A 14,757-nucleotide genomic window follows, 5' to 3' on the forward strand; every position below is an offset into this window, starting at 1 on the left:
GAACGAACAATTAAAAATTAAGTGAGACTGAAAGCCACACATCTGATCATGTTTCTGTTGGGAATATTTTTCTCAGGAACTGTCGTGGCCCAGAGTCTGACGGCTTCTGGTCCAAGTCAGGTTCAGGTTGGGCAACGCTTTCAGGTAACTTGGGAGTTGAATGCCAACGGTTCCAATTTTGTGGCTCCGGAAATAACCGATTTCCAAGTGCTTGGTGGACCAAACCAAAGCACCAGCATGCAGTTCATTAATGGAAGCATGTCGCAGTCTATTTCCTATTCCTACGTGCTTCGTGCAGCCAAAGAAGGCGACTTTACCATTGCGTCAGCGAAGATTAAAGTAGGAGGGAACATCATCAGTTCAAACGAATTGAAGATCAATGTATTGAAAGTCGCTTCGCAATCCGCTCAATCTACCGGTGGAGGACAGCAACAGCAACAGCAGCAAACGAAAACCGCAACTACTTCAGGAGATGGAAGCGACCTTTTTGCTCGTGTGGAAGTGAGCAAACGATCGGCCTATTTGGGAGAAAAGATCACAGCCGACCTGAAGATCTATAGTCGTGTTACCATCGTCAATTTTGATGATTGGAAAATGCCATCGTTCGAAGGTTTTTGGATGAAGGAAACCACCACCAATCAACAAATTCAGCTGCAGAATGAAGTGATTGATGGCGTGATGTATCAAACGGGTCTTATCAAACAGGTGATCTTGTATCCAACAAAGTCAGGGGAGATAACCATCGATCCTATGGAGTTGAGCGTCATCGTTCGCGAACGCGCTTCTGGAAGAAGTCGATCGGTGTTTGATCAATTCTTTGGTGGATATCAAGATTCCAAACGACCGATCAAGTCCAATTCGGTTACGATCAATGTGAAACCATATCCTGGTGGCAAACCAGCTGATTTCAGTGGCCTTACGGGTAATTTGACCATGAAGGCCACTTTGGATAAGCAGGATACGAAATCGAACGAGGCAGTAAATCTTAAAGTGACCGTTAATGGAGATGGAAACCTGTATCAGCTGCAAGCTCCAAACCTTGAGTTTCCACCCGACATAGAGGTGTACGATCCAAAAACCACTGATAACATCAAGGTTTCTTCAAATGGAATCTCGGGAAGCAGAACATTTGAATATGTTCTGATTCCAAGATATGCTGGAGATTTTGAGATCGGACCCTTCTCCATGAGTTACTTTGATGCTGCTTCTGGGACCTTCAAAACCCTTTCTCAAGAAGCCTTTACGCTCGTGGTTGAAAAAGGCGAAGGTGAAGAGGCTGCTTCGCCTTCGGTGAACATTGCGAATAAAGAGGACATTCGATTGATCGGTAGCGACATCCGCTACATCAAACAAGGGCAATATCCGATATTGAATGGGTCGCATTTCTTCTATCGGTCGATGCCATTTTACGCTGCCATTTTCGTTCCGTTGCTGCTGTTCGTGCTGTTTATCGGTTACGTGCAGTTCCAGAAATCGCAAGGAAACGACATGGGCAAACTCAAAAGCAAACGTGCCACTGGTCTTGCCAAAAAACGACTTACCAAAGCCAAAAAGCTTTGGGATGAGAACAATACGGCTTCGTTCTACGAAGAGGTTTTTAAAGCACTTTCGGATTATGCTGCAGACAAATTCGGTATTCCGGTTTCTGCGCTGAGCAAGGATAAGATCCGTTCGGTGCTTGTCGAGAAGAAAGTTCCTGAAGAAACGATCTCTGCGTTTATCGGTGTGCTAGATAAGACCGAGTTTGCTCGGTTTGCACCAGGTGCCGATAAGCAGATGGGAGGTGTTTATGACGAGGCCTTGAATGCAATTGTAAATGTGGAGAACCATGCGTAGCATCCGAAACATATTCGTCATTGCGTTGGTGCTTGTCGCCACGGTTGGAAGTGCCCAAGTGGATGCGCTTAAAACTACTGCTGATCAAGCGTATATTGATGGCAATTACGAAGATGCCATTGCCAGCTACGAAGAGATTCTGGCTCAGCAATACGTTTCAGCAGAAGTGTATTACAACCTTGGTAATGCTTATTTCAAAGCTGGGAAGGTTGCTTCTTCTGTCTTGAACTTTGAGCGCGCCTTGAAATTGGCTCCCCATGATGATGATATTCAGTTCAATCTGAAGTTGGCCAATCTCAGTGTAAAGGATAGAATAGAGGAGATGCCGAAGTTGTTCTTCGTAACCTGGTGGGAAGCGCTTCTGAAAACGTTTTCTACCGATGGTTGGGCTTGGTCAATCATCATTTCTGTTCTGTTGGGGCTTGGAGGTCTGCTGCTCTTTAAATTCTCGAACGAAGAAGGAATGAAACGTTTGACATTCTATACAGCACTTATCTCCTTTGTTTGGGCCGGACTTTCTGCCTATGCAGCAGAGAACAATTACAATCATGCAGTGAACGATAATCGGGCGGTAGTATTCATTGCAACCATCAACGCCAAGAGTGCTCCAGATCAAAAAGGAAAGGACCTTTTCGTTATCCACGAAGGATTGGTGGTGGAGGTTACCGATCGATTGAATGGATGGTGCCGTATCAAACTCTCTAATGGAAACGTGGGTTGGATACCTGAGCAAAGCGTGATCGCTGTTTAATGAAAAGGATCGGCCTACTATCAGACACACATGGATACATCGATCCATCCCTGAAGAAATACCTCGATTCCTGCGATGAGATATGGCATGCGGGAGATATCGGAACACTGGAAGTGACCGATACGCTGGCATCTTGGAAACCACTACGGGCCGTATACGGTAATATAGACGGAGATAAATTACGCCTGAGTTTCCCAGAGAATCAATTGTTCGTGTTGGAAGGCGTAAAGGTGCTCATAACCCACATTGGCGGTTATCCCGGTAGGTATACGGCACGCGTAAAAGAGCTTATAAGCACGCAACGGCCAAAACTTTACATCTGCGGCCATTCGCACATACTTAAGGTAATGCACGATAAGCACTTACATTGCCTGCACATGAATCCTGGTGCCGCGGGCATACACGGATTCCATCAGGTAAAGACCCTCTTGCGCTTTACAATAGATGCTGGCGACATCAAAGACCTGGAAGTGATCGAACTGGGAAAACGTGCGGAATTGAAACCGAGCTGAGTTTCTATTGATTCAGTGATTTCCCGTACTCAATGATCTGTTGGCAGTGCTGCTCTACGCTTAGACCGTTGTCCGTTGCAAATGTTGTTGGAATGGAATAAGTGGTTTTCAGTAGCTGTTGAATAGCGTTATTCCAATCGTCCAATTCAAACCCGTTCACAACCATCCCCACGGCATCATCCACAATTTCCTTGGCGCCCACCATGTCCGATATGAGTACAGGTGTGCCACACTGAATGGATTCGCTTATCACTTGCCCAAAAGGTTCGTACAATGCCGGATGGATCAGTGCATCTGCCGCCCAAAGCAGCTCTTCGGGCTTATCGGCATAGCCCACATACCTAACATTGGGCAGATCGGTGGCCATAGGCTTTACACCGGCCACCACAAGTTCTATCGGTTCATCGCTAAGCCGTTCCATCAGCTTCAGCAACAGCGGATAGCCCTTGCGCTCGTTTCCCGTGGTCAGAAAAAGCAAGGATTTCTTGGTGTTTGAAAAGCCGTATTTCGTTCGAAGTTCCTGTTTCTGGGCTTTTCCTTGGGTATGGAACCTTCGGATGTCAATAGGAGGGAGCAACACCTTTATCTTGGCCGCATCCACCTTATAAAGCGTTATCAATTCGTCCTTCATCATCTGCGAAGCGGCCAAAATGAGCTTGCTCTTGCGGTAGGCTTTCCGATCGAGGTAGGTATTCAGCAGATCAACAGGTGTCGGTAGCCATCGGCCCAAGGCTTTCAGGTATCCAAGATGGTTTCCGGGGCACAACACAAGATCTTGGTTGGAAGTGCGCCCAAGCGAGAACGAAAGGTCAAAGTTTCCGTTGGGAATGATGCGTTCCAAGGCCTTGTCGAAGAAGTAAAGCCGCAAAGGCTTAGGTACGAGCTTCAGGTCAACCTGTTCTACACGGATATGGGGATGTAGCTTCACTTCGGGATCGATCTTCGATACCACCAAGGTCACCTCGTGGCCCATCTGCCTGAATTCGTTCAGGTAATTGAAAAGTCGGGTCTCCAAACCACCGTTCCGAAGCAAGCGATAATGAATAAGCGCTATCCGCATGCTGCGAATTTAAGCAAGGTATGCGCGCAACTTGGTTTTCTTTCGTAGAATTGAGCGAGCAATTGCCCATGAAAGACCGCTGGCTAATCATTATGAATCCGCAATCTGCCGATGGCCAGGGCGCCATCAGGTGGAAGCCGGTGCATCAGGAGTTCCTGAGGAATAATTTCGACCCTGTAGTGTGGTCTTCTGAGTATAATGGGCACATCGAACAGCTGGTAGAGCGCGCGTGCACCGAAGGCTATCGGAAGATTGCCACCTTTGGTGGAGATGGATCGCTGAATGCGGCTGTCAACGGGTTGATGATCCAGCGTTCGTGCCCTCCAGAGGAAGTGCTACTGGCGCATTACCCCAGTGGCACGGGCAACGACTGGTGCAGGTTCTTCAAGGTTCCCGATAACCCCAAAGCTTGGGTAGATACCATCCATAATAACCTTGTTTTTAAGCATGATCTGGGCCTGATAGAGCTTATCAAGAACGGAAAGCCTGCCAAACACTATTTTGTGAACATTGCAGGGGTGGCTTACGAGTCCATGTGCGCGGTGCTCATCACCGAATCGCGCAAAACCTCCAATCTATTCCAAGGGAAACTGTTCTACGATTTCATTGTGCTCAAAGGGCTGTTCTCGTTCCAAGCGCCAGAGCTCGTTCTCAAGTATAACGGCATCACCAGACAGCAGAAGATGTTCAACATGTGCGTGGCCATATGTCGCAATAACGGTGGGGGAATGATTCCGGCACCTTATGCCGATCCGGCTGATGGTATTTTTGACGTCACAACCTTCGATGATATGTCGAAACTGACCGTTCTTAAAGATTATCCGAAGCTGCGGGCCGGCACCATCTTCAAAAATCCGAAGATCAAAAGTTTCCGTACCGAGAAGATTGAGATAAGCAAAGTAGGAGGAGCTGATTACGTGGAGGCCGATGGCGAATTCGTAGGAATGACACCTGCCACGTTCACCATTCAGAAACAGGCCTTACGTTTTATCATTGGTCAGGTGCCCGAAGCAAAGGAATACCCGTATTAAGGATTCTCTCCGTAATTCAAACAGTTTTAAAGAGGAGTTTTCATTCGCAGCTTACTTTTGCCACATGCTGCTACCAAAGGATAACTCCATTAGATCGCTGCGCAAGCTGTTCCGCGATCATCTTTCTGATATGTACGAGGTGGAAGAGATAGATGCGCTTTGTCGTTATGCCGTACAGGATACCTTGGGTTACGATCCCAATACGGTAGCAGCAGATACCCCAACACTCACAGAGAGTGATCTTAACCGCGTGATCCCTGTCTTGGACAGACTTATTATCGGAGAGCCTTATCAATACATCATTGGCCACGTGCAATTCCTTGGTTGCAAACTGAAGGTAGATACCCGCGTGCTCATTCCACGTCCCGAAACAGAAGAGCTCTGCGAGTTGGTGTTGAATGAGAACAACCGAACAGAACAACTCCATGTCATCGACCTCGGAACAGGCAGCGGTTGCATTCCCATTGCCCTCAAAAGCAAAGCCCCCGCTTGGAAGGTAGACGCGGTAGAAGTGGACGAAGGCGCTCTTGCCCTTGCCAAAGAAAACGCCACCCTCAATAACCTCGAAATAGGCTTCCATCAAGTAGATCTACTATCCACTTACGACTTACCACTTTCTACTTACGACTTAATAGTAAGTAACCCTCCCTACATAGCTCAAAAAGAAGCAGTTGACATATTGGATAACGTACTAGTGCATGAGCCGCATCTCGCACTCTTCATTGCCGATGACGACCCCTTGTTGTTCTATCGGAAGATGCTGGATATCGGGCAGCATTCGCTCGCAAAAGGCGGCAAATTCTACTTCGAATTCAACGAACAGTACGGTGCGGAAATGCAGGAGTTGATGGAGGAAAAAGGTTATTCCGATATTCGAATTATCAAAGACCTAAGCGGAAAGGATCGGTTTGCGGTGTGTACGAGGAGATGATAGATGTCAGATTTCAGACCTCAGATTATGAAGTTGATACATCTGAATTTCCATGAATGCTCGGCAAGCCCCGAGTTCCCCCTTCTAAAGGGGGTGCCGAGGAACGAGGCGGGGGATTTATGATAAGATCAAAGCGCGCATTCCAAAGAAATCCGTTTTTCTTTGCGTCTCCGCGCCTCTGCGTGAAATCATTAATTGTATGAATAAAGAAGAAGCCAAGAACCGCATTGCTGCCCTCAGTGCAGAACTGAACGAGCACAACTACAAGTACTACGTGCTCAGCGAGCCCTCCATTTCAGACTTTGAGTTCGATAAGAAACTGGAAGAACTGATGGCGCTGGAAACGGAGTTCCCAGAGTTTTTGAGTTCAGAAAGCCCAAGCCAACGGGTGGGAGGTACCATTACCAAGGATTTCCCAACGGTGAAGCACCAATACCCGATGATGTCGCTGGGCAACAGCTACAGCAAGGAGGAGATGCAGGAGTTCATGGCGCGTATCACCAAAGCATTGGAACGCGAAGTGGAATATGTCTGCGAACTCAAGTTCGATGGAGTGGCCATTGGCATCCGCTACGTGGATGGTAAGATGACACAGGCCATAACCCGTGGCGATGGCGTGCAGGGCGATGAGATCACGGCCAATATCCGCACCATTCGCAGTCTGCCTTTGCAAGCCAAGGGAAGCACGTATCCGAAGGAGTTTGAAGTGCGAGGAGAGGTTTATTTTCCACGCGACAATTTTGACCGACTGAACCGCGAGCGTGAAGAGATAGGCGAGCCCTTGTATGCCAATCCGCGGAATACGGCATCTGGCACGCTTAAATCGCAAGACAGTGCCGTGGTGGCTTCTCGTGGACTAGATTGCTTCCTGTATGGTGCTATGGCCTCTGAGCGCATTGCAGACACGCACTACGGCAGCCTGATGAAGCTGAAGGAATGGGGTTTCAAGGTCTCGGAGCACATGCGGCTTTGCAAAAGTGCCGATGAGGTCTTTGCCTTTTTGGAAACGTGGGACACGGAGCGCTTCAAGCTAGGCTTCGATATCGATGGCGTGGTCATCAAAGTGAATAGCCTCGATGACCAGGATGAATTGGGCTTTACGGCCAAATCGCCACGCTGGGCCATTGCCTACAAGTTTGCTTCCGAACAAGCCGTCACGCGACTGAATGAAGTGACCTATCAAGTAGGGAGAACAGGTGCCATTACGCCTGTAGCAAACTTAGAACCTGTGCTGTTGGCTGGTACAACCGTCAAGCGGGCTTCCTTGCACAATGCCGACCAGATAGCCAAACTCGACCTGCATCTGGGCGATATGGTGCAGGTGGAGAAAGGAGGGGAGATCATTCCCAAAATTGTGGGCGTTGACCTTACGCAGCGCGCTGCGAATGCAGTGCGCGTGCAATACATTGATACCTGTCCCGAATGCGAAACTGCCTTGGTGCGCAATGAGGACGAAGCCAAGCATTTCTGTCCGAATGAGTTGGGTTGTCCGCCTCAGGTGAAAGGAAAGATGGAGCATTTCATCTCGCGCAAGGCCATGAATGTGGATGGACTGGGAGCAGAGACCGTGCAGCAGTTTTACGATGCTGGCTTAGTTGAAAACGTGGCCGACCTCTACGAACTCACTTACGACCAGATCATTGCCCTCGACCGTATGGCCGATCTGAGTACCAAGAACATCTTGGCAGGATTGGAAGCTTCTAAGCAAGTTCCCTTTCCACGGGTCTTGTTCGGTATTGGAATCCGCTTTGTAGGAGAGACGGTGGCCAAGAAACTCGCCAAGCATTTTAAGAACATCGATGCCTTGATGGCGGCCACGCAAGAAGAGTTGGTAGCAGTAGATGAGATAGGCGACCGCATTGCCGAAAGCGTGCTTCAATTCTTTGCAGACGAACGCAACCGCGCCATTATTGAGCGCCTGCGCCAACATGGACTTCAACTCGAAGTAGAAGAGAGTAACGAATTGACATCAAACGTATTGGAAGGAAAGACCTTTGTGGTTTCGGGTGTGTTCTCTCAATTCTCCCGTGATGAGATAAAAGCAGCCGTAGAGCAACATGGCGGCAAGAACATCAGCTCCATTTCTAAGAAAACAGACTACGTTCTGGCAGGCGATAAGATGGGCCCATCCAAACTCCAAAAGGCCGAAGAACTCGGTGTTCCGATCATCTCGGAAGAGGATTTTTTGGGGATGATTAATCCTTAATCACCCGAATACCCATCTGTCCTTTTTCGGAAGAAATGGATAGGAGGTAAGTACCGCTGTGCAGACCTTTTGGGAAATCAAGCGCTAGCTGATGTTTGCCAGTCTGTTGTTCCTTTTCGCTTAGAAAGGTTTTGATGATTCTTCCTTCCATATCGAACAGCGAAATGCTGAGTTTTTCAGATTCGGTAAGTTCATACTGAAATGTTGCCTGTTCCTGTATCGGGTTCGGATAGAGCAGCGTGTTCGAAACGTTTCTGCTGAATTCGACTATACCGATGTTGAGGTCGGTTAGGATGCGGGCGATGGCAAAATCGCGTTCATATTCCTGTTCAGGATTTCCGGATATTCCACCGACTAGAAGCTTCTGGTCGATTTGGATGGCTCCGCAGGTGACCTGATTATCATCACGAAACGTAAAATCAAATAGTCCATTCGTTCCAAAACTGTTATCGAATGAACCGTTCAAGTTCAATCGAAAAACTTGGTTATAATTGCCCAAGGTTTCTCCAACTCCGATAATCTTTCCATCAGCCTGAACAAGAATTGCTTGAACGGCAGCAAATTCCTCACCAGGGTTGAATTTCAATATTCCATTGTCAGCAAATGTGGAGTCCAATTGCCCGGTTCTCTTAACTTTTATCAAGCAATATCCGGTGCTTTCCTGTGGAGATTCGTAACATCCACCGCCAATTAACATGTCACCGTTTAGAAATACGTGAAGGGATTGCAATCTGTCTATGCCACCTTGAAGATTTGAAGCCTCAGATAGATAGAAGGAAGCCGTTCCATTCGTTCCAAAGCCTGAATCTAAAGAGCCATCTGGAAGTATTCGAGTAACACCAATTTCCCAGTGGTATAAAATGTGGTTTTCGCCAGTGCAAAGGACCCTTCCGAAGAAGTCAGTACCGATGTTGTCAACTGCATGTGCTACGTTGAATATTCCGTTGTTTCCGAAAGAACTATCTACTATTCCATTAGGCATGAATCGGGCAACGAATCCTGTGCCTGTAGCAGTTCCACCTATCAGCAGTTTGCCATCATTTAAAACGAGAACCTTAGTAGGATCGATATATTGAAATCCAAAGTTTTCCGTTGCAATTCCATTATTGCCGAATGTGGAGTCTAAATTACCATTTGAATCAAATTTTGCGATAAGCAAACCATTGTTTAAGTCAGTGGTAAACCGCCCAACGCAAATAATTTCATTTGCGTTGGTAAGAATGCTACTCCTGATAAACGGAATGAGTGGAATACTTGCCAATTCATAACTAGCAACGTTAACAATTCCATTTTCACCGAAACTTGGGTCAAGTTCACCGTTCAGCTGATATCTGCTAATGGCAATGCCACGATACGGGGTTTCACTCCCGAAGGGACTGTAGTATCCCACTGCCACCATTTTTCCATCTGTTTGAACATGAATATTAGCTAAGAAGGCATTGGCTGGTCCTGGAAACGCATCTGTTGTCACAATCCCATTATCCCCAAAGCTTTGGTCCAATGTGCCAGCCACCTGACCCGTGGCGTTCAGGCTGAAAAGAACAGTTAGCGCTGCGTAGAGTATGGATAGATTTTTCATGACCAGTTGTTTTGATTTGGAACAAAGGTCAATCACTCATTTCACAAAGTAAAACCAAAATGTAGCGATTAGTTACAGTTCTAAGCCATTCCCACCACTCGTACCTTAACCAACCATCCAAACCCTTGCAGCACAAAAGGCGATGGATGGCAAGAGTAGGGAGGTAATGGCATGGAGCATATTCCGAAAAACGGTGTCTTCCGAAATCGTAAGCGAGTCTGGAAAAATGAAAAGGGAAGATGGAAAAACGAAAAGGGAAGATGGAAAAATGAAAAGAGAAGATGGAAAAATGAAAAAGGGAGATGGAAAAACGAAAAGGGAAGATGGAAAAACGAAAAGGGAAGATGGAAAAATGAAAAGGGAAGATGGAAAAACGAAAACGGAAGATGGAAAAATGAAAAAGGGAGATGGAAAAACGTTAACCGAGAAAGGAAAAATAAAAAAGCAAGACCCCTGCCAGCGCAAGTGTTCCGTAGGGTCATTTGTGCTGGTCCTCATTCAGGCTTGTGTTCTCATCCGTTAACCAACCACCCAAACCCTAGCAGCACAAAAGGCCATGGATGGCATGAGTAGGGCAGCAGTGGCCTGTTTGGATGCTGAAAGGCTTGTGATGCGGACTGTAGAGCAGCAAAGCAGTTCTGGAAGGAAGTCAGCTTAGTTTGGAAACAAACAGTCTCTCCGTGGAGACAAACAGTCTTCCCAAGGAAACAAACAGTCTCTCCGTGGAGACAAACAGTCTTCCCAAGGAAACAAACAGTCTCTCCGTGGAGACAAACAGTCTTTCCATGGAAACAAACAGTCACTCCATGGAGACAAACTAACTTAGAAAGGAACTAGGCAACGAAGTCCGCGAGACCTTAAAAGAAGACAGCGGAAGACTAAAAGAAACCAAACTGATTCGGAAAGGGCTGTTCAACGAACGGTATGAGCAGTGAGGGGAGTTTGGTGTTCTTGTTGTCGAATAAGAAGGGATTAGAAATAAGGCCTTCAAGATTCGTAGAACATGGAAGGCCATAGGAAAGTTATGGCCCTACTAAAATCAGTTTTCCTAAAAAGGAGTGTGTTCCTTCTTGTTCAAGGTAAATCAAGAACATTCCATGGTTCAGGCCACTTGCTGGAACGTTTATTATTCCGTTACTCAATTGATTGTTCTGATAAACCATTCTGCCAATGACGTCTGTAACTACCAAGCTGGAGTTTGGTGCTGGAATGGATGCAAATTGAACAACAAAATCTCCCTTGGACGGATTAGGATAGATGCTGGCAAAATTCTGTTCACCTTCTTGAATACCTGTCTGTTCGAGCACGAATTCGGTAGAACTTACCTTACAATCTTCGAAGTAAAAAGCATCAATACTATAAACGCCATCCAATATGGGTTCGAACGTAATTCCGTTGGCATTAGGTATTGGATTACCATTTAGGAACCATTGCTGGCTTTCTGGAAGAAGAAAAGGTGAACGTAATCGTTCTCCGCTCCACACAATATCCTGTGGAGTAAGCTCGTAGCAATCCACTTTATTGGATGTGATATTTGTAATGATGGGAGGGTTATTGTCGAAAATGATGTGCGCTTCATTCAATATCAATGTGCCCGGATAGAGGTTGGAATCCGCTTTTATCCGGTATCGGATATAACCCTGACTTGCAGCGTAGTCTGCTCCGCTATCTGGCAACATGATATTGTCAAACCTGAAAACGGCATCCCTATCAGGCTCAACACTCACTTGCACATGGTGCGACCAAGAAATAGGAGTAAGGCTGGTTCTGTCAAGATAGCTGGATAGTGGGTCGCGAATGACCACATTGGTTGCTGCAGCATTTCCTGTATTCTGAAAACGAACGGTATATTCCAGCCATTGACCATCCTCAATCAATCCATCAGGTCCAATTCCTGTCGATTCACTTTTATCGTTGGGGTCGTAGGCGCAACTGAGAATATCTGCGCTTTCTTCATGTAATTCCAGTCCGGAAACATCTTGGTATGTTGCCTGACTGAAAATCACATCTCCTATATGATCGGTACCAGGCAATTCAACCTCAATCTGCCATTGCTTAAGGTCGTAGTAATAGAGGCTGTCGAGGGTGAAGTAAATGTGGTTGCCTACAATGGAGTCTGCATCGCATACAATGCTTTGTGCGTCAATTATTGGGTCAATAATAAGTTCCAATGCTCCCGAAAGAATGGTGTTGCCCGTATTCTGAACAGATACCCACATGTACCCAGGGCTGTTGCAGAGCCCTGCCAGTTCCACGATCTCGATATTTCCATGGGGTTGAACTCCAACTGGCACAACGCCAAAATCAATGTCTGACGCAAGCATATTGCTGCTATCCAAGGTAACCGTGTAGCTGGCATTGGGGCTAGAAAGCGACCAAAGATTGGTATCAAAATCAGGAGCAACCGTATACGTGCCAGTCCCGGTAATGGCATTATAGATTCCGGCTGCATTGGCATAAAAAACAGATTGCGCAGGAGAAATGTCGACACCAATGAAAGGAAAGGGGAGGTCGGTACTGTCCAATGTACCATCAGCATCCGTATCTACAAACAGATTTCCTGTGATGCGGTAACTTCCCCAGAACAGGTTTTCTAGGAAATAGATGCCACCCGCTCCCATGGCCGGTCCTTGATCTGAGAGAAATACATCCAAGTCGCCATCAAAATCGCGGTCATGTGATTTGAGGTCAAGCGTATTATATACTACATAAGATAAGGGCGCTTGAAGATAGGGTTCCGTATACGGTTGAAAGAAAGGCTGTTGAAAGGATAGATTTCCATCGTTCTTGTACCAGAACAGTCCCGAATTACCGTCATTGGTTACAGAATGAGAAAAGCAAACGATGTCCGTTAGACCGTCATTGTCCACATCCATAGGATGAGAAACAAATGGTTTCAATGAATTGTCTTGATCGATGACATGTTTCACATAATCCCCATAGTCATTTTCAAAAATGGCGACCATGTTTTGATTTGATTGGCTGTAGGTTATCAGGATATCGTTGTCTCCATCCAGATCAAAATCAGCATAGGATATTTGGTTATTGTACCATATAGAACCATCCTCTATAAACGTTCTCTCAAAGATTCCATTTCCATCATTCTTCAGTACTAAGATTCCCGAAGGGATGATGTCGGGAACTGCTTCTCCGCGCATGCATACGGCCATGTCCATATCACCATCATTTTCCATGTCAAAAGTGATTGCTCGGGCCGCTATACCAAAATAAGATGAGCCAACAGTTTCTGGCTCATATCCGTTACCATTGTTTCTGTATAAGATAACCTCGCCATTCATATCTTGAATTGGAACTCGGATGATATCCATATCACCATCGTTATCAAAATCTTCCATGGCAGCAACATAAGCCATGTCAAAGGTGTCCTCTAAAAGAAGTTCTGGCTCAGCGAATGCACCTTCAGCATTGATGGAATTAAAGAATTGATTTCGATGCCAGTTATAGTACGAGATATCTGGTAGACCGTCAAAATTGTAGTCAACCAATTGAAAAGGTTCAGGGTTTCCTGCTTTGTAGTCAACCATAGTAACCTGTGTAGCATATTCTCCATTACCCAAATATGGAAGTACTTCTATAGCACTAATGCAAGGATGCTTTGATGAGGCCACAATATCCTTAAAGCCATCTCTGTTCATGTCAATGAGTTCAAACTCGCAATAACTGGGTGTGTTCAAACAAATGGCATCCTCCCAATTGTGTGTTGTGCCATTTCCAAAAACTACGACAGGGCCCATGGGATACAGCATGTCTAATATACTGTCTCCGTTAAAATCAGCGAATTTGACTGGACTACCCCACCCTCCGTATGCGAAAAGTGTATCTGGCTCCAGATTGGACAGGCTGTCCAAATAGTAAATCATAGTTGGAGACTCTACATTCAGAATTTCAGGTTCGCCCTGTCCGTCAACGTTAGCAATAGATAATGCATGAAAGCCCCAGTTTTCAATTTGAGCAAGGTGATGGATGTCGATAAATGTCCCAAATCCATCATTTTCCATCCACAACATAAGGGTAAAGCCATTTTCATTTTTTTTTATCAGAAGATCAATGTCTCCATCGAGGTCTAGGTCGCTAGCTCCGCTAATTTCAGCAATTCCCGAACCTAAAATCACTTCATGAAAGCTTGTTCCATCTCCTTCGTTGACCAAGTATTTCCATGTATACGAAGAGGTGATGAACAGTTCGGGAAGCGAATCTCCGGTAACATCTACTGCCATGGTGAAATTCCAGTCTTCAATGGGTAAATGAATTACGGGTCCGAATTGACCACTTCCAAGGTTTCTATACCAATAGCCATCGCGTTGTAGCAAGATGTCCTGCAATCCATCATTGTCCATGTCGATGCATGAAATATTGCTCATTTGGTTGGTGCCTGCTGGAGTAGGTAGCACAACTTCCGAAAAAGTGGTCTGACCTTGATTGAAAAGGATTCTATTTGAAGAGTTGCTGTTTGTTCCCCTGCCTATTACGATGTCAAGCAGACCATCTCCATTCAAGTCACTTATGGCAATGCTTTTTTCATCTCTCATGGTGCTTGCCAGTAAGTGATGGTCTGGAAAATTGCCTGTGCCGTCATTTTCAAACCACATGATAGCTCCGTCTATCATAGAGGTACTGATTATGTCAATATCACCGTCATTATCAATGTCTACAGGCTCAGCATCCGTTATCCTCCTAGCAATAGGCGATATCTTTTCAAATGGTGCAAATTGCCCCCAAGCAGAGAAACAGCTGCAGACCATAACAAGAATGACTAAGTACGATTTCATGACCTTAGGAATTTGAAGTTCATGTCAAATATCTAGCTTCTATCTCACAATGTAAAACCAA

At 46.0% G+C, this 14,757-nt stretch carries 10 protein-coding genes; 7 read left to right on the plus strand and 3 right to left on the minus strand.

Annotated elements, in window-relative coordinates:
• The first annotated feature begins 21 nt into the window (after positions 1-21).
• The 3 genes from K9J17_12810 to K9J17_12820 are packed head-to-tail and all read left to right on the plus strand — an operon-like array spanning position 22 to position 3,099.
• Positions 22-1,836, plus strand: a complete 1,815-nt coding sequence (locus tag K9J17_12810) for a BatD family protein (protein ID MCF8277607.1) — start codon at positions 22-24, stop codon at positions 1,834-1,836.
• Positions 1,829-2,587, plus strand: coding sequence for a tetratricopeptide repeat protein (locus K9J17_12815; GenBank protein MCF8277608.1), 759 nt, complete (start codon positions 1,829-1,831; stop codon positions 2,585-2,587). Before K9J17_12810 ends, K9J17_12815 begins: the two co-directional genes overlap by 8 nt.
• Positions 2,587-3,099 carry a metallophosphatase family protein gene (locus K9J17_12820; GenBank protein ID MCF8277609.1) on the plus strand — a complete coding sequence of 171 codons (513 nt, stop codon included), beginning with the start codon at positions 2,587-2,589 and terminating at the stop codon, positions 3,097-3,099. The genes K9J17_12815 and K9J17_12820 overlap by 1 nt, the downstream gene beginning before the upstream one ends.
• A gap of 4 nt (positions 3,100-3,103) precedes the next feature.
• Here K9J17_12820 and K9J17_12825 read toward each other — a convergent pair whose 3' ends face one another.
• Positions 3,104-4,159: a glycosyltransferase family 4 protein gene (locus K9J17_12825; GenBank protein ID MCF8277610.1), complete on the minus strand. Its 1,056-nt coding sequence runs from the start codon at positions 4,157-4,159 to the stop codon at positions 3,104-3,106.
• A gap of 20 nt (positions 4,160-4,179) precedes the next feature.
• Between K9J17_12825 and K9J17_12830 the strand changes: the two genes are divergently transcribed.
• The 3 genes from K9J17_12830 (at position 4,180) to ligA (ending at position 8,327) form a co-directional block, all read left to right on the plus strand.
• Entirely contained in the window at positions 4,180-5,190 is a 1,011-nt protein-coding gene (locus tag K9J17_12830) for a hypothetical protein (protein MCF8277611.1), read from the plus strand.
• Between the two features lie 64 nt (positions 5,191-5,254).
• Complete coding sequence (prmC, locus tag K9J17_12835; protein MCF8277612.1) at positions 5,255-6,121, plus strand: peptide chain release factor N(5)-glutamine methyltransferase; 867 nt, start codon at positions 5,255-5,257, stop codon at positions 6,119-6,121.
• A gap of 199 nt (positions 6,122-6,320) precedes the next feature.
• Positions 6,321-8,327 (plus strand): NAD-dependent DNA ligase LigA, encoded by a 2,007-nt coding sequence (gene ligA / locus K9J17_12840; GenBank protein MCF8277613.1) that lies wholly within the window; start codon positions 6,321-6,323, stop codon positions 8,325-8,327.
• Here ligA and K9J17_12845 read toward each other — a convergent pair.
• Positions 8,317-9,906 (minus strand): T9SS type A sorting domain-containing protein, encoded by a 1,590-nt coding sequence (locus K9J17_12845; GenBank protein ID MCF8277614.1) that lies wholly within the window; start codon positions 9,904-9,906, stop codon positions 8,317-8,319. The genes ligA and K9J17_12845 overlap by 11 nt on opposite strands.
• Positions 9,907-10,077: 171 nt before the next feature.
• Here K9J17_12845 and K9J17_12850 point away from each other — a divergent pair, with 171 nt between their 5' ends.
• Positions 10,078-10,479 (plus strand): hypothetical protein, encoded by a 402-nt coding sequence (locus tag K9J17_12850; protein MCF8277615.1) that lies wholly within the window; start codon positions 10,078-10,080, stop codon positions 10,477-10,479.
• A gap of 449 nt (positions 10,480-10,928) precedes the next feature.
• On the opposite strand, the gene K9J17_12855 is transcribed toward K9J17_12850, so the two are convergent.
• Positions 10,929-14,696, minus strand: coding sequence for an FG-GAP-like repeat-containing protein (locus tag K9J17_12855; GenBank protein ID MCF8277616.1), 3,768 nt, complete (start codon positions 14,694-14,696; stop codon positions 10,929-10,931).
• Positions 14,697-14,757 lie beyond the last annotated feature (61 nt).

It is taken from the genome of Flavobacteriales bacterium (assembly GCA_021739695.1).
Lineage (GTDB): Bacteria > Bacteroidota > Bacteroidia > UBA10329 > UBA10329 > UBA10329.

What these genes read in the sequence shown, in the direction of transcription:
- K9J17_12815 (MCF8277608.1), top strand. Translation starts at nt 1,829, where the DNA reads ATGCGTAGCATCCGAAACATATTCGTCATTGCGTTGGTGCTTGTCGCC.
- K9J17_12820 (MCF8277609.1), top strand. Translation starts at nt 2,587, where the DNA reads ATGAAAAGGATCGGCCTACTATCAGACACACATGGATACATCGATCCA.
- K9J17_12825 (MCF8277610.1), bottom strand. Translation starts at nt 4,159, where the DNA reads ATGCGGATAGCGCTTATTCATTATCGCTTGCTTCGGAACGGTGGTTTG.
- K9J17_12830 (MCF8277611.1), top strand. Translation starts at nt 4,180, where the DNA reads ATGCGCGCAACTTGGTTTTCTTTCGTAGAATTGAGCGAGCAATTGCCC.
- prmC (MCF8277612.1), top strand. Translation starts at nt 5,255, where the DNA reads ATGCTGCTACCAAAGGATAACTCCATTAGATCGCTGCGCAAGCTGTTC.
- ligA (MCF8277613.1), top strand. Translation starts at nt 6,321, where the DNA reads ATGAATAAAGAAGAAGCCAAGAACCGCATTGCTGCCCTCAGTGCAGAA.
- K9J17_12845 (MCF8277614.1), bottom strand. Translation starts at nt 9,906, where the DNA reads ATGAAAAATCTATCCATACTCTACGCAGCGCTAACTGTTCTTTTCAGC.
- K9J17_12850 (MCF8277615.1), top strand. Translation starts at nt 10,078, where the DNA reads ATGGAGCATATTCCGAAAAACGGTGTCTTCCGAAATCGTAAGCGAGTC.
- K9J17_12855 (MCF8277616.1), bottom strand. Translation starts at nt 14,696, where the DNA reads ATGAAATCGTACTTAGTCATTCTTGTTATGGTCTGCAGCTGTTTCTCT.